Genomic DNA, 15691 nt, shown 5'->3' on the forward strand with positions numbered 1-15691 from the left:
TCGGCTATAAGTGTGCTCGCCGTTGACGCAAAGCTGAGCTGCGTCCACTGTCCTGTTTGTTTCGCACTCAAAACCCAAGACGTTTTCCAGGAGTCCAGATGACCACTTTGCACAGTTCGCCGCGCGCTGACGGCTTTTACATGCCTGCCGAATGGGCTGCGCAGACCCAGACGTGGATGATCTGGCCTGAACGTCCGGACAACTGGCGCCTGGGCGGCAAGCCGGCACAGGCGGCGCACGCGGCTGTGGCCAAGGCCATTGCGCGTTTTGAACCGGTGACCGTCGGGGTGTCGGCAGCCCAGTACGAAAACGCCCGCGCTCAGCTCGATGTGCCGAATATTCGTGTGGTCGAAATATCCAGCGACGATGCCTGGGTACGCGACAGCGGTCCGACCTTCGTGATCAACCGCAGTGGCGAAGTGCGCGGCGTAAACTGGGATTTCAACGCTTGGGGCGGCTTCGACGGTGGTTTGTACTTCCCGTGGAACCGTGACCAGCAAGTGGGCAGCAAGGTACTGGAAATCGAACGTTGCCCGCGTTACTACACCGAAGGTTTTGTGCTTGAAGGCGGCTCAATCCACGTCGATGGTGAAGGCACGCTGATCACCACGGCCGAATGCCTGATGAACCGCAACCGCAACCCGCATCTGTCACGTGAAGAAATCGAAGACGTGCTGCGCTCGCATCTGGCTGTGGACAAGATCATCTGGCTGCCGGACGGCCTGTTCAACGACGAAACCGACGGCCATGTGGATAACTTCTGCTGCTACGTTGCTCCGGGTGAGGTATTGCTGGCCTGGACTGACGACGAGCGTGACCCTAACTACGTGCGCTGCCATGCGGCGATGAAGGTGTTGGCGACCAGCACTGACGCCAAGGGGCGGCCGTTTGTGGTGCACAAAATGCCGATCCCGGGGCCGATGTATGCGACCCAGGAAGAGTGTGACGGTGTTGATAAAGTGGCTGGCAGCCAGGACCGTAATCCGACTGAGCGTCTGGCCGGTTCCTATGTGAACTTTCTGATCGTCAACGGTGGCATCATCGCACCGAGCTTTAATGACCCTATGGATGCGCAGGCAAAAGACATTCTGCAGAAAATTTTCCCGCAGCACGAAGTGGTGATGGTGCCGGGTCGTGAGTTGTTGCTGGGTGGCGGCAATATCCATTGCCTGACTCAGCAACAGCCTGCGCCGTACAAAATCTGAGGGATGTGGGAGCGGGCTTGCTCGCGATAAATGCGCTGCGGTCTGTCTGACATACCGCAGTGATTCAATCGCGAGCAAGCCCGCTCCCACAGGGTCAGTACTTATTCAGAACTTGTACGTCCCCGTCATCACCAGGCTGCGCGGCTCGCCCGGCATGATCTGCGCGGCGCTGGTGGCCGACGCATAGTAGTAACGGTCGGTCAGGTTGGTCAGCGCACCGCTCACATCCCAGTCTTTTTCGCGATACCCCGCCAACGCATCCCAGCGCCCGTAGCCCGGCAATACCACGGTGTTCTGGTTATCGGCATAACGCTGGCCCACCAGGGTCAGGCCCGTTTCGGCGTACCAGCCCATCTCCGGCTTCCAGGTAATAAACAGGCTGCCATTGTGCTTGGCCACGCCATTGATGCGTTTGCCCTCAAGCCCGTTGTTGTCCTTGACCACCGTTGCATCCTGCACACCCACGCCGCCGCGCATGTACCAGTTGCCGCCCAGCTTGCCGCTGGCGGTCAGTTCGATGCCGCGTGAGCGTTGCAGGCCGGAGAGCAGGGTGATGGTCGGGTCGCCCGGGTCCTTGGTGCGGCGGTTGTAGAGTTCCAGCTCATACACCGCCAGGGTGGTGCTCAGACGCTCGTCCAGCCAGTCGCTTTTGACGCCGATTTCCTTTTGCTTGGTCAGCTCCGGACTCAGGTCGTTGGTGTTGCCTGCAGCACCGGGGGTGATGCCGATCAGGCCGCCGCCCACCGGTGAGAAGGTCTTGGTCCACGAGGCGTAGAACGAGTGGTTTTGCAGCGGCGTCCAGACCACGCCAAGGCGCGGGCTGGTGCTGTGGCTTTGGCGTTCTTCGGTCGGGATCAAGGGCCTGAGATGGTTGGTGGTCTCGACGTTAAAGCGGTCGTAACGCAAGCCGGCCAGTACCTGCCATTGATCGTTGAGGCGAAGCTGGTCCTGGACATACAGGCCCTGGCTCTCGACTTCGGTGTGGTTGTCGCTGGAAATTACCATCGGCCCGGTCGGGCGCAGGCTACGATCGGGGTTGTACACATCTACTGGCGGTACGCCCCCGGCTTTGTAGAGTTTGGGGTCGCGGCGCTGGCTGCCGAGTTCCAGCCCGGTCAGCAGGCGGTGCTCCAGGCCAAAGGTGTCAAAGCCGCCTTCGATTTCGAGGTTGTTGAAAATATTGCGGGTGGTCATGTCCTGCTGCCAGCTCTGGCGGTTGACCTTGTTGATTTTCGGGTCGTAGCCGGTCAGGTAGGTGTTTTCGAACTGGCTGTCGAGCTTGAACACGCCCAGGGTATGGCGCAGTTGCCAGTTGTCGCTCAGTTCATAGCTCAGGCGCGAGCGCAGGTTCTGGACTTTATCGTCGATAAAATCGTTTTGCCCGCCGTAGGTGGTGCCACGGCTGACATCCGCCGGGCGCCCGTCGATGCTCGGAATGCCGCGATCCGGGGTACGGTTGTAGCGGTTGTATTCGTATTGCACCAGCCAGTTCAGGTCGGGGGTAATTTGCCAGCTCATCGATGGCGCGAACAGCTGACGGTTACCGCTGACGTGATCGCGAAAGCTGTTTTTGTCTTCGTTGCCCATGTTCAGGCGCAGGCTCACGGTGTCACTCGGGTCAGCGCTAAGGTCGGCATACAGGCTGCGCAAATCCTCGCTGCCGCCCTGGGCCTGAATGCTCGACTGGCGGCCGGACTGGGGCATCTTGCTGACGCGGTTGATGATCCCGCCCTGGCTGCCACGGCCATACAGCACGGCCGCAGGGCCCTTGAGCACTTCAATACGCTCGATATTGTGCAGGTCGCGTACGTATTGGCTGTCGTCGCGAATACCGTCCAGATAAAAGTCGTTGCTGGCGTCAAAGCCGCGGATGCGCAGGCTGTCAAAACGGGTGTCGGCAGTGCTGCTGACGTTGGGAATCCCGCTCAGGGCTTCGCCGATGCTGTTGATGCCGTAATCGAGGACGTTGCTGGTTTTTACCGAGTCGATGGCTTGCGGCACATAACGCGCCGGAGTCGAGGTGCGAGTCGCGGTGGTGACATCCTTGACCCGTGGGTCATCGGCCTCAGCTTCGCTGGCGCTGATCGACAGCTCCGGGAGCACAGTGGTGGCGTTACTGAATCCGGCGTACAGCAAGGCACACAGCCCCAGATTCAAGGGTGTTAAACGGCAGGGGGAGAGCATGGTTGAGGGGTGTCCGGGCGGTTGAGAGGGTCGTTATATTTTTAGGGCGTGAATGGTAATGGTTCTTGTTGCCTTATGTTGAGAATTACCAATAGCGCGCCCTGCAAATATGTTTCTGTTTGTTTCTCTGCCCTGCAGCCCTTACAGCACCTGATTCGCCCGGTTCGCGCAACACACTAAAAGGCATACCGATGTTTTTCCCCTGGCCCTGCAAGACTAGGCTGGCGTTCTGTTTTAGTGATGACCCGGAGCCCTACATGACCGCTACACCTGTCCTGCATTACATCTACGACCCCCTGTGCGGCTGGTGCTATGGCGCCAAGCCGCTGATCGACGCCGCGCGCGATATTTTGCCGGTCGTGGCCCACGGTGGCGGGATGATGGCAGGCGCACATCGCCGAGCTGTGTCGGCGCAACTGCGCGATTACGTGATGCCCCATGACCAGCGCATTGCCCAATGCACCGGGCAACCATTTGGCGAGGGGTACTTCGAAGGCTTGCTGCGCGACACCACGGCAGTATTCGATTCGGCGCCGCCGACCACCGCCGTGCTGGTTGCCGAACAATTGGCCGGGCGCGGCCTGGAGCTGTTGGGGCGCCTGCAAACGGCGCATTACGCAGAAGGGCGGCGGATTGCCGATAAAGACGTATTGCTGGCAGTGGCGACCGAAATGGGCCTGGATGTCGATGCATTCCGCGCCGCTTACGCTGCGATGAGCGGCGATGTAACGCAGGCCCACTTCAAGGCCAGCCGGGCATTGTTGTCCCGGGTTGCTGGGCAGGGCTTTCCGACTGTTGTACTGGAGCAGTCCGGCCAGTATCAGGTGATCGACCTTGGGGAGTATTTGGGCAAGCCTGAAGCTTTTGCTGCCTGGTTGCGCCAGTGCGCTGGCGTCACCGGTACAGACACAATCGTTTCAGCGCCAGCCTGTGGCCTGGATGGTTGTCAGTAACAATTTCTGACACTTCGGTCAAAGCTTTGAAAAGCCTTGGCAATTAACAAATTTTTCACGAAATTGACACCTCGCCTTCACGGCAGCTAGGATCCCTGCCAACGCCTGTGGCGATAAGCCATACACCAACTTTTCGAAAGACCTGCACACAGTCTTCGTGCGGGTCTTTTTGTTTATGTGAAGCAACCACCACTCAATGTTTCAGCTTGAACCCCACAGCGCGCTTCTATTCAGAAATAAGGAAAATAATATGTTGAACAAACGGATAGGTCTTCTCGCTCTGGGCGTACTCAGTGCTACCCAGGCTATGGCTAACGATCAAGCTGACGCAAAAGGTTTTGTAGAAGACAGCCACCTCAATGTACTGGCGCGCAACGCCTACATCAGCCGTGACTACAAAAACCACCAACAAGACAAAGCTGAATGGGGCCAGGGTTTCCTCGGCACATTCACTTCGGGCTTCACCCAGGGCACCGTAGGTGTGGGTGTGGATGCTTTCGGCATCTACGCACTGCGTCTGGATGGCGGTCGCGGCAACAGCGGCGCGGGCGGTATCGATTTCTTCAAGCAGGGCGCCAGCGGTAAAGCGGCTGACGACATCGCCAAGGCTGGCGCTGCGGTGAAGGTTCGCGTGTCCAACACTGTGCTCAAGTACGGCGATCAAATGCCTGCGCTGCCGGTGTTGATGTATGACAACTCGCGTCTGATGCCGGAAAGCTTCACCGGTACCCTGTTGACCTCCAAGGAGATCAACGGTCTGGAAATCAACGTCGGTCGCTTCACTGCAGAGTCGCGTAAAAGTGCTGAAGCACGCGACAGCGGTGACTTGAAAAGCATCAACGTGTTCGGCGGTAGCTACAAGTTCACCGACAACCTGTCGGCGTCCCTGTACGGCTCCGAGATGGAAGACGAGCTGAACAAGCAATACGTGGGCGTAACCTACGCAATCCCGCTGCAAGACAAACAGTCCCTGACGTTTGATTTCAACGGCTACCGTACTCACGTAAAAGAAGACTACGCCCGTGACGTGCTGAAGGTTGACGGCCAGGACAACAAGATCTGGAGCCTGGCAAGCACCTACGCTTTCGGCGCGCACACGGTGACCCTGGCGTACCAGAGCAGCACCGGCGAAATCGGCTACCCGTACGGCGGCTATCGCAACGCAGGCGGCGTGGGCGACGGTGGCAACACCATCCTGCTGGCCAACTCCTACTGGTCCGACTTCAATGCCAAGGACGAACGTTCGTGGCAGCTGGGTTATGGCTTCGACTTCGGTGCCGTTGGTATTCCGGGTCTGACCTACAACATCGCCTACGTGCGCGGCACCAACATCGACGACGGTTCCGACCGTGGCCGTGGTACCGAGCGCGAAATCTTCAACCAGGCCAAGTACGTCGTACAAAGCGGCCCGGTCAAAGACCTGAGCGTGCGTCTGCGTGGCTCGTGGTTGCGCGTATCGAACAACGCCAGCGAGTACAACGTGGGCGGCAACGAAGTACGTGTATTTGTTGATTACCCGATCAGCATTTTCTGATGCTACCGACCTGTTGAACAGGTTGGACATCTGAATAAAAACGCCCCGACTGGTTCGGGGCGTTTTTTTTGGCCGCGATTAACCGCGGCGTGAGGAACGCATCCGGATGAAACCATCACTCACACTTGGGTTGGACCGAGAACTAGTTGGCCATTATCGGAAGTGTTTAAGATTATTCCCTTGAGATTATATTCCTTTGGTGGCATATTTTGAGCATGACATGGAACGTTGAGTACACCGACGAATTTGGCCTATGGTGGGAAACGCTCAGTGAAAAGGAACAGGTCAGCGTGGCGGCCAGTGTCAAATTGCTAGAGCTGCTCGGTCCGGCCCTGCGCTTCCCCCATTGCAGCGATATCAAGGGGGCGCGCTACGGTAACCTTCGCGAACTACACGTGCAGCATGGAGGTCACCCCTACCGGGTGCTTATGCCTTTGACCCACGCCGCTGCGCCTTGCTGTTAACGGGCGGTCACAAGACCGGTCACGACCGATGGTATGAAGAGAATGTCCCTTTGGCGGAAATTCTCTACGAAGTCCATTTGCAGACACTGATTGAAGAGGGCCAGGAAAATGGCTAAAAAATTTGCCGAGCTTGAAGCGCGCATGTCCCCAGAGGCGCGTGAGCAAACCCAGGCTTTATACCATCAGCATTTGCAGGAAATGCCTTTGCACGAGTTGCGCAAAGCTCAGGCGCTGAGCCAGGAGACACTGGCCAAAGCGCTGAATATCAACCAGGCGGCAGTTTCCAAAATGGAGCGGCGCACTGACATGTATATCAGTACGTTGCGTAATTACATTCAAGCCATGGGTGGCGAGCTGGAAATCATCGCGACTTTCCCGGATGGTCAGGTAAAAATAGAAAACTTCGCGCACAAATAACGCGTTCTAAAATACCCAAACCGCCAATGCCATTGAAGGCCCTGCAACGGCCAGCGGCACGATCAGGCGCGGCCGGTATGTCAGCAATATCACCAGCCCGCCAGCCGCAACGCTGAGCACTGCCGCCCACAAGGCGATACCCACTGACGGGCCCAGTTCGATAACGCCGGGGATCACCGCGCCAACCAGCAGCAGCCAGCCCAGCAGGCGCAATAGCTGGCGCTTGAACGGGCTGCCTTTGTCTGCAAACACCTGCCCATGATGGCGCTCGGTACTCAGGCTGAGTGCGCTGAAACCACTGAAACTCAACGCCAGGCATATCCAGATCATGCTGCGCTCTCTTGTCGGGTGTTGACCGTACGCGGTTGGCGCTGTGGCCTTTGCAGCGGTTGATGGCGGTTGAGTTTCCAAGCCGCGTAGCCAAGCAGCGCTGCACTGGCGAGCAAGGTCAGGTCCATGCCCGCCAGCAACCATTGGCCCTGTGCAAGGCTGGCCAGCAGATGGCTGTGTGCAAGGCCGAAACTGAACAGCGGCAAGGCTGCAAATAACCCTGCAGCTACCCAGAGCTGTTCAAGCCAGGCTCGTTTGTGGCTGCGCAGCAGTGGATGAACCAGGCACAGCAACCAGATGATAAAGAAGCTGCGAATTTCCCAGGCGCTGCGCTGGGTCATGCCCACGGGTAATAACCGATTAGCCCAAAAATAGGCGGCAATGGCCAGCGGCAGACCCGCAACAGTGCCGACATTGAGCACCTCCACCAAACGATGGCCGATGGGTGTGCGCCCCAGTTTCTGCCGTTCCGGCAGGCGTTTGACCACCCATAGCACCAGCCCGGTGGCAATCATTGCCGTACCCACGACCCCGCTGATAAAGAAAAACCAGCGCAGCGGAGCACCGGCAAAGCGGATCAGGTGCAGGCTGGAAAACACGTTATAGATTGCGTTGGGCGTGCTGATCGCAGGGGCGGGTGGGCTGTTCAACAAAGCACCACTCACACCGTCAAAACGCAGCCGTTCGCTGTTGCCCCGGTCGATCAGGCTGTCGCCACCGCGTTCACGCAGTTCGATGACGGCATCCGATGTGCCGGGCCGGGTCACGCTGATGCTGTTGACTCCTCGGGGCCAGCGCTGCTCGGCCTGGGCCAGCAGGGGGGCAACGTCCGTCAGTGGCACCTGCTCGCCCAATGGCTGATCGCCTGCACCCATTGCTGGCGCAGTACGGGCACCGCGCCCGCCGCTTTCGTTGAAGAACTTTTGGGTATCACCGCGATAGGCGCTTTCAACGCCCCAGGGCATCAACATAAACATCAGCAGCAACAAACCGCTGTAGGTGATCATCAAGTGAAACGGCAGGGCCAGCACTGCAGTGGCATTGTGCGCGTCCAGCCATGAGCGTTGTCCCTTGCGTGGACGAAAAGTGAAGAACTCCTTAAAGATTTTTTTGTGGGTGATCACCCCGCTGACAATCGCCACCAGCATCACCATGGTCGCAATACCGACGATCCAGCGCGCCAGCACTCGCGGCATGCCGTACAGCTCAAAGTGAAAGCGATAAAGAAAACCGCCGCCACGGGTTTCCCGCGGGGTCACCGGTTCGGCCGTGCCCGCATCCAGGGCCACGCTTTGGCCGCCCCTTTTGACGACCGGCTGGCCGATGTCGAACCACTGTGCCTGCGCCCCGGCATTGCGTTCGCCGGGCAGGGTGAGGGTCCATTGCGCAGCGTTGGGCGCCAGGCTTTGCATGGCTTGCGCAAGGCGCTGCGCGGTCTGGTTGTCGGGCACAGAGGCGTGCAGTTCAGGTTTCATCCAGAACGTGATTTCTTCCTGAAAAAAACTCAGGGTACCGGTCAGGAACACGGCATACAGCAACCAGCCGAGTAACAGCCCGACCCATGTGTGCAGCCAGGCGTTGGCCTGACGAAAACCGAGGGCCTTCATGGCATGACTTCCCGCAGCAGCAGGTGGAGGGCCGGCGGCACGCAGCAAGCCAAGGCAACAAGCCAGGCCCGGATTGCAGATGCGGCGCTAAATGCCCAGATTGCCATCGCGCAATACAGCGCAAAGGCCAGCATGGTGGCGCTCAGCACTGCCTGCGCCCGAGGCCCGGGCAGCAACAGACTGAGGCTCGCCGCCGCCAAGGCGGCAAACAGGTAACTGCCAAAAATGGCCAGTACGGTGCGTGCGGCAATGGCCAGACGGTAGGCCGTCTGCGGCGCAGGATTAAGGGCATCGCTCATATGAATACCTTGGGCGCGCAGCCCGGTTCAGGGTCAGAACGTATAGTTGGCTTTGACCCAAAAGCGTCGGCCGTCTTCGGCATAGGAATAATCGGAGTCCACATCCTGCTCCCTGACCTGATTGGTCAGGTTATAGCCGACCAGGCTCAAGGACAGATCCTGGGTAGCTTGCCAGGTGGCGCCCACATCCACGGTAGTGATGGCTTGCTCGCTTTGTGCCACGGCGCCGCCCTGACCCCAGGCAATGCTGGTTTCTTCACCGCGATAGCTGACGGTGGCGAAGCTGGAAACCGAGTCGATGATTTGCCAGTCCAGCGTCGCGCTGCCAGAGTGCTTGGGCGTGGCTACCAGAGGCTGGCCCTCGGCCAGTGGGTAGCCAAAGCCTAGAATGGTTGCCTCGCCGCTCGACAATTTGGAGTGCAGGTAGGTGTACTCGCCCTTGAGCTGCACCCGGTCGTTGAAGCGATAACGGGCAGCGGTCTCGATGCCGCGCACCGTGGCACCGGTGATATTGAAATAGGTGCTGTAGATGCGCCCGGTGATCGGGTCTGCGGGTACCGGGCTGCCGTCCGGGTAGTACAGCTGGCGGGTGCCGGTGTTGGCGATCTTGTTTTCGTAGTCGGTGTCGAACAGCGTGACATTACCGCTGAATTTTCCACCGGCGTCGTAGTAAAGGCCGATTTCGCGGTTTTCGCTTTCTTCCGGTTTCAAATCCGGGTTGCCCCAGGTGTAAGCACCACCGCGTTGCGGCAGGCCGATATTGGGGTTGGTCTGGGTGATGGTCGGCGACTTGAAGCCCTTGGCCACGCCGCCTTTTAGCGTCCAGTCCGGATTGAGGCGCCATACGCCGTAAAAGCGTGGTGTCCAATGGCGACCGAAGAACTCGTTGTCGTCCATGCGAATACCGGTGGTCAGGCTGAAGCTGTCAGTCACGCTCCATTCGTTCTCGGCGAACAGCGATTTTTCTGTCATCGAAGTGCCAATCCCAGCACCCTGCGGGCTGGCGTAATAACCGTCCGCCTCCAGCTCGTCTTTTTTCCACTGGGCGCCGGCAACAAAGACGTTGCGGTCAAACGGCAGGCTGATTTTGCTTTCGAATACCGAGTTGGTGACTTCAGGCGTGACGCTCTGATTGCCGGTCTGGACATCGCTGGCGCGGGTCGCTTCTTCGCGATACAGGCTGATATCGGTAGTACCGAAATCCCAGTTGCCGGTGTGGGCCAAAACATAAGTATCGCGGGTGTACTGGTTGTTGTTTTTCGCGGCTGTAGGCGCCAGGCTTTTGCCCGGGTTGTTCCAGAACTCCTGCTCGGTGCGGCCGGCTTCGAGCATGAACTCCTGTTGCTCATCAGGGGTCAGCCACAGGCGTGCGGTGCCGCTGTGGCGGGTCGATTTGGAGAAGCCGTTGAGGATTTTGTCCTCGTCGCGTTGCTTGTCGTAGCCCCAGAGCTGAATGCCGAGACGGTCTTCGACCAGCGGACCGGACACGTACCCGTCCAGTTGCGTGCTGTCACCTGCTTTGGAGCTGTCCTGGAAGGTGTGGTCCGCGGATACCGACCCTGACCATTGCCGCGCCACTTTGCGAGTGATGACGTTGATCACCCCGCCCAGTGCTTCGGAGCCGTAGAGCGTGGACATCGGGCCGCGCACCACCTCAATACGATCAATCGCTTCGACGGGCGGTATCCAGTTCATGCCCAGGCCTTCGGAGGTGCCGCCCTTGAGCGTGACCTGGCTGGTGTTCTGGCGACGACCGTCAATCAGGATCAGGACGTGGCTGGACTCCATGCCGCGAATGGAAATCTCGCCCTTGTCACCGCCGATGATGCTCACGCCTTCAACATTGCGAACGGCATCGGCAAGTGAGCGGAACTGCTTGTTTTCCAGCTCTTCGCGGGTAATCACCGAGATGCTGGCGGGTGCATCGCGCACGTCCTGGCTGAAGCCCGAAGCCGTAACCACCGTTGAGCCGACCTCCAGTGGCGCGGCATTGGCCGTTGCCCCGGAAGGTAGTTCTTCTTCATCGGCGCAAACTGCCGTCAGGGGCAGGCCAAGGCTGACCAGTGCGGTAAAAATAGCCAGAGGCTTGCGGGCAAAAGGAGAGGGGGCAACGGTGCTGCAGCGGTGGCAGTTCATAAACAGCGTTCCTGGGATTCTTGCTATTGCGCAAATGAAAATAATAAGCTGTCTCAGTTGCGTTTCTTGTTTGCGAATGTTGCCAGCTCAACCTGACCGGAACCTGACGAGCCCTCGTTGATTTCCCGCTGCGCCGTTTTTTATCGTCGTGGCTGACCTTTTTGTGGATTGAAGTAAATGAAAGTGCTGGTTGTTGAGGATCACCGGGCACTGCGCGGTTTGCTGATCGAGCATCTGCTGCAAGCCGGATTTGCCGTGGATGGCGCCGAAGATGGGCGCACGGCCCAGGCTTTGCTGGAAGTCGGCAGCTATGACGCGATGATCCTGGATCTTGGCTTGCCGGACATGGACGGCATGTCGCTGCTGGCCATGCGTCAGCACAGCGCCAATGCCGATTTGCCGTGCATCATCCTGACTGCGCGGGATGCCCTGCAAAGCCGGGTCAACGGGCTGAATGCAGGCGCGGACGACTACATTCTCAAACCCTTCGACATGCAGGAACTGGAGGCGCGATTGCGCGCAGTCTTGCGCCGTCCCGGAAGCCGTGTCAGTACCTTGTTGCGCTGCGCCAATCTGACATTCGAGCCTGAAACCCGGCACTTGAGCGTGGATGGCCACCCCGAGGTGCTGGTGCTGGCCCGACGCGAAGCCATGCTGCTGGAAGAAATGCTGCGCATCGCACCGCGTATCGTGATCAAGGAGCAACTCGAAGAGCGGCTGTATGCCTTCAATGAGCCTGTGACCCTGAATGCCATCGAAGCACTGGTCTCACGACTACGGCGCAAACTCGCTGAGGCGGGTGCTCATAGCCGGATCGAGACCGTACGCGGGCTGGGCTATCGCTTGCTTAACCTCGATCCCGCCCATGATTAAGCGCAGCCTGCGCTGGCGGCTGTTGACCGCCATGCTGCTGGTGTTCGCCCTGGGTTTTGGCAACCTGGCGATTTACCTGTATGGCACCCGCGACGAATTGCGCCGCGGGGTAATGACTATTGAAGCGCAGGTGATTGCCGATGGTTTTCGGGTGGACAGCGACCCTGCCAGCCTGCCGCGCCACTATGCCGGTGGCGAACTGTCTTATTCGTTGTACTCGGCCGATGGTCGATTGTTGTGGAAGTCCGAAAACCTCAAACATCCCCGTCGGCTCAAGCAGCCAGGTGCGAACCCGGGCTGGATGCGCTGGAGCGCTTTCAGCGGGCGGGTGGTCAGCGTGCCGGTGGAGTTGCCCGACGGTGCCATATTGATGGTGGCCAAGCAGGACAATCTTGAGCGCGAAGTGATTGGCAACCTGCTGGCGGCCCGCTTGCGCCAGAGCCTGGTGATGATGGTACCTATCGGTTTGCTGTCATTGGGTCTGATCCTTTTATTGCTGCACTGGACCTTGCGTCCGGTGCGGGTGGCGGCCAAGTTGGCGCGCAGTATCGGGCCGGCAAACCCAGAACAACGTATCCCGCTGGACAACCTGCCGAGTGAAATCCAGCCCCTGGCGGCTGCGGCCAATACGGCGCTTGATCGTTTGGCTGCGGCCTACACTGCCGAACGGCGTTTCGTGGCCGACGCAGCCCATGAACTGCGCACGCCGTTGACCGTGCTGGATTTGCGCTTGCAAGCAGCCCGGCGCACAGGGCAGATCGAGTGGCCTGCGCTGGACATGGAAATGCGCCAGATGCGCCGTTTGGTGACTCAGCTACTGGAACTGGCGCGTCAGGAAGGCGAGGCCGCCCAAGGCCATAACGGGCAGCAGCGCACCCATCTCTCGCGTCTCACTCGCGAAGTCTGTGCCGCGCTGTTACCGCTCTTTGAGGCCAGTGGTCGGGTAATCGAGGTGGATATCACCGCAGGTTGCGAATGCCGGGGCAATCCCGATCAGTTGCGTGAAGCTTTGGGTAACCTGCTGGAAAACGCCCTGGTCCACGGCAAGGGCACGGTTCAGGTGACTCTGCGCAGGGTTGTCGGGCACTTGCAACTGGAGGTCAGCGACCAGGGGCAGGGTATTGCGCCAGAGGAGCGCGAAGCCATGTTCCTGCGCTTTCGCAAGGGCCGGCAAAGCAGCGAAGGTACCGGGTTGGGGCTGGCGATTGTGCGTCAGATCGTGCAAAACGCAGGTGGTCATGTAGCGTTCGTACAGGCGCCAAACACCACCATCAGGGTCAGTTTGGCCGTTGCTCAATCGTCTGTTCCTGAGCGCACATGTGCAGCCAGTTCATAAACACCTGCAAGCGCTTGGGCACCACATTGAGCGGTGGGTGCACCAGATAATAATCATAGTGACCGTACTGCCTGAAACCGCCAAAAGGCAGCACCAGTTCGCCGCGATCAACACGTTTTTGCACCAGTTGCTGGCGCCCGATGGCGATCCCCGCGTGGCTCATAGCGGCCGTGACGCACAGGTCCGAACGGTCGAAGGTCAGGGTACGTTTGGGCAGTGCCGCGAGCAGGTTGTGTTGTTCGGCCCACAGGGTCCACTCGGCATCATAGGCGGCATGGTCCCAGGCCAGGGAGTCGTGCAGGGTGGTGCAGTTGCTCAGGTTTTGCGGGTTTTCGTGCAGACGGTGACGCTGCGCATATTCCGGGCTGCACACCGGCGCCATGCATTCGCGCATCAGCCGCTGGCTGGTGAGGCCGGGGAATTCGCCGTTGGCGTAGTACAAGGCCAGATCTATTTTGCGTGTGCGAAAGTCGACATTGTCATTGCCCACCCGCAGGTCCAGTGAGACCAGCGGATAGCGCTCGATAAAGTCGGCCAGCCGGGGCACCAGCCAGCATTGGGCCACCGATGGCCTGGCATAGAGCGCAATGGCTCCGGCAATTTCTGGCTGTGACGAGCGTTCAAGGGCTTCGGACAATTCCCCCATCGCACTTTGCAGTATTTCGAAAATTCGCTCGCCTTCGTCAGTCAGGCTGACCTGGCGGGTAAGACGCTGGAACAGCTTCATATTCAACGCCGTTTCCAGCCGGCTGATGCGGTGGCTTACGGCGCTGGCGGTCAGGCAAAGTTCCTGCGCAGCGCGGGCAAAACTCAGGTGTCGGGCGGCCACCAGAAAGGTATGAAGGTTGGCGAACTGGCTGCTGTTGAGCCGTGAGCTGATGCGGGGAGGAAGATTAAGCACGGTAGTTTGCCCTCAAGCCAAAGGCCGACTTCTTGCAGAATGTGGCAATGAGTCCATCTTGCCACATCCGCTTTACGCCTGAGTCAGCCCAGTAACTCACGACCCTTGGCCAGATAGGCGTCCATCTCGGCCGCAGGCACCATATTTCCTCCCGTTGCCCACACCAGGTGGGTGGCGTTGGCCATGGCCTGCGGGCTCAGGCCAGCGCGGGCCAGATAGCCTTGCCGCTCGCCCAGTACCCGGGCAATACCTGGCACACCTGCCAGTGCGGAAGGCTCAAGGCGCAAGCCTTCACTGCGTTCCATCAGGGCCAGCAGGCTGTACATTTCCTCGTCGCTGACGGTGTAGAAGCCGTCGAGCATGCGCTGCATGGCCTTGCCGACAAAGCCGGAAGCGCGGCCCACGGCGAGGCCGTCTGCGGCGGTGACGTTATCGATGCCGAAATCCTGCACGCTGACTTCGTCGTGCATCCCGGTGTTCACACCCAGCAGCATGCAGGGCGAGTGGGTCGGTTCGGCGAAGATGCAATGCACTGCATCACCAAAGGCCAGCTTGAGGCCGAAAGCCACGCCGCCGGGAGCGCCCCCCACACCGCAGGGCAGGTACACAAACAGGGGATGCTGGGCATCCACGGTGATTTGCGCCGCCGCGAACTGCTGTTTCAAACGCTCGCCGGCCACTGCGTAGCCGAGGAACAGATTGACCGAGTTTTCATCGTCGACAAAATGGCAACTCGGGTCGGACTCAGCCTGCTGGCGACCCTGGGCCACGGCCACGCTGTAATCACTTTCGTATTCGACCACCGTCACGCCATGGGAGCGCAGTTTGTCTTTCTTCCATTGCCGGGCATCGGCCGACATATGCACGGTCACTTGAAAGCCCAGCGCAGCACCCATGATGCCGATCGACATACCGAGATTGCCGGTGGAGCCGACGGCGATTTTGTACTGGCCAAAAAAGGCCCGGGCCTTGTCGCTGTGCAGCAGCGCGTAGTCGTCGTCGAGCTTAATCAGGCCACCGGCCAGGGCCAGGTCTTCGGCATGCTTGAGCACTTCATAGATCCCGCCGCGGGCCTTGATCGAGCCGGAGATGGGCAGATGGCTGTCGCGCTTGAGCCACAGCGCGCCATTGAGGCTTTGCCCGTAACGCTCGCCGAGCAACGGCTGCAAATGCGTCAGGGGCAGAATGTCCGACTCGATAATGCCAGCACTGCCCTCTGTCTCAGGGAAGGCAACCCGCAGGTAGGCAGCAAACCGCTCAAGGCGTGCGCTGGCATCGGCCACGTCGGCACTGGTCAGGCCTGTATCGCCAAGCGCCTGCGCCACCGGTGCCACCCCGGGGTTGAACCAGGTGGTTTCTTGCAACGCGACCAGTTCGCGGATCAGCGGGAAGCTGGCGCACCAGTTTTCAAGTGTTCTGCCCAAAATCATGGCGGGGTCCTTTAAACGATAA

General features: G+C 59.4%; 13 protein-coding genes and 1 pseudogene. 7 read left to right on the forward strand and 7 right to left on the reverse strand.

All coding sequences use genetic code 11. The annotated features are described in order from the left end of the window. The first annotated feature begins 98 nt into the window (after positions 1–98). Complete coding sequence (gene aguA / locus EQV96_RS17550) at positions 99–1205, forward strand: agmatine deiminase (protein ID WP_095000744.1); 1107 nt, start codon at positions 99–101, stop codon at positions 1203–1205. 105 nt (positions 1206–1310) lie between these two features. Here the strand turns inward: aguA and EQV96_RS17555 are convergent, their stop codons facing one another. Next, entirely contained in the window at positions 1311–3389 is a 2079-nt protein-coding gene (locus EQV96_RS17555) for a TonB-dependent siderophore receptor (RefSeq protein WP_240882212.1), read from the reverse strand. 257 nt (positions 3390–3646) lie between these two features. On the opposite strand from EQV96_RS17555, the gene EQV96_RS17560 reads away from it, so the two are divergent. From EQV96_RS17560 to EQV96_RS17575, 4 genes and pseudogenes are all read left to right on the forward strand, one after another. Then, positions 3647–4342, forward strand: a complete 696-nt coding sequence (locus EQV96_RS17560) for a DsbA family protein (protein WP_095000746.1) — start codon at positions 3647–3649, stop codon at positions 4340–4342. A gap of 250 nt (positions 4343–4592) precedes the next feature. Further along, the gene (locus tag EQV96_RS17565) at positions 4593–5876 is read left to right on the forward strand and encodes an OprD family porin (protein WP_095000747.1); all 1284 of its coding nucleotides are present in this window, start codon (positions 4593–4595) and stop codon (positions 5874–5876) included. A gap of 215 nt (positions 5877–6091) precedes the next feature. Continuing rightward, positions 6092–6456, forward strand: a pseudogene (locus EQV96_RS17570) (type II toxin-antitoxin system RelE/ParE family toxin). Continuing rightward, positions 6449–6757, forward strand: coding sequence for an XRE family transcriptional regulator (locus EQV96_RS17575; RefSeq protein WP_095017778.1), 309 nt, complete (start codon positions 6449–6451; stop codon positions 6755–6757). Before EQV96_RS17570 ends, EQV96_RS17575 begins: the two are co-directional and overlap by 8 nt. Positions 6758–6763: 6 nt before the next feature. Here EQV96_RS17575 and EQV96_RS17580 read toward each other — a convergent pair whose 3' ends face one another. The 4 genes from EQV96_RS17580 to EQV96_RS17595 are packed head-to-tail and all read right to left on the reverse strand — an operon-like array spanning position 6764 to position 11129. After that, positions 6764–7087 carry a DUF3325 domain-containing protein gene (locus EQV96_RS17580; RefSeq protein WP_095000750.1) on the reverse strand — a complete coding sequence of 108 codons (324 nt, stop codon included), beginning with the start codon at positions 7085–7087 and terminating at the stop codon, positions 6764–6766. Further along, positions 7084–8694, reverse strand: coding sequence for a PepSY-associated TM helix domain-containing protein (locus EQV96_RS17585; protein ID WP_240882213.1), 1611 nt, complete (start codon positions 8692–8694; stop codon positions 7084–7086). The genes EQV96_RS17580 and EQV96_RS17585 overlap by 4 nt, the downstream gene beginning before the upstream one ends. After that, complete coding sequence (locus EQV96_RS17590) at positions 8691–8993, reverse strand: hypothetical protein (protein WP_095000752.1); 303 nt, start codon at positions 8991–8993, stop codon at positions 8691–8693. Before EQV96_RS17590 ends, EQV96_RS17585 begins: the two co-directional genes overlap by 4 nt. Positions 8994–9026: 33 nt before the next feature. Then, positions 9027–11129 (reverse strand): TonB-dependent receptor, encoded by a 2103-nt coding sequence (locus EQV96_RS17595; protein ID WP_240882214.1) that lies wholly within the window; start codon positions 11127–11129, stop codon positions 9027–9029. A gap of 177 nt (positions 11130–11306) precedes the next feature. Here EQV96_RS17595 and EQV96_RS17600 point away from each other — a divergent pair, with 177 nt between their 5' ends. Further along, positions 11307–12002 carry a response regulator transcription factor gene (locus EQV96_RS17600; RefSeq protein ID WP_133143912.1) on the forward strand — a complete coding sequence of 232 codons (696 nt, stop codon included), beginning with the start codon at positions 11307–11309 and terminating at the stop codon, positions 12000–12002. Further along, on the forward strand, positions 11995–13338 hold the full coding sequence (locus tag EQV96_RS17605; protein ID WP_240882215.1) for a HAMP domain-containing sensor histidine kinase: 1344 nt from the start codon (positions 11995–11997) through the stop codon (positions 13336–13338). Before EQV96_RS17600 ends, EQV96_RS17605 begins: the two co-directional genes overlap by 8 nt. Here the strand turns inward: EQV96_RS17605 and dsdC are convergent. Beyond that, positions 13280–14239 carry a DNA-binding transcriptional regulator DsdC gene (gene dsdC, locus EQV96_RS17610; protein ID WP_095000756.1) on the reverse strand — a complete coding sequence of 320 codons (960 nt, stop codon included), beginning with the start codon at positions 14237–14239 and terminating at the stop codon, positions 13280–13282. The genes EQV96_RS17605 and dsdC overlap by 59 nt on opposite strands. 83 nt (positions 14240–14322) lie before the next feature. After that, positions 14323–15669, reverse strand: a complete 1347-nt coding sequence (gene dsdA, locus EQV96_RS17615) for a D-serine ammonia-lyase (protein WP_240882216.1) — start codon at positions 15667–15669, stop codon at positions 14323–14325. Positions 15670–15691: the final 22 nt, after the last annotated feature.

It is taken from the genome of Pseudomonas sp. TMW22080 (assembly GCF_022496745.1).
Taxonomy (GTDB): domain Bacteria; phylum Pseudomonadota; class Gammaproteobacteria; order Pseudomonadales; family Pseudomonadaceae; genus Aquipseudomonas; species Aquipseudomonas bubulae.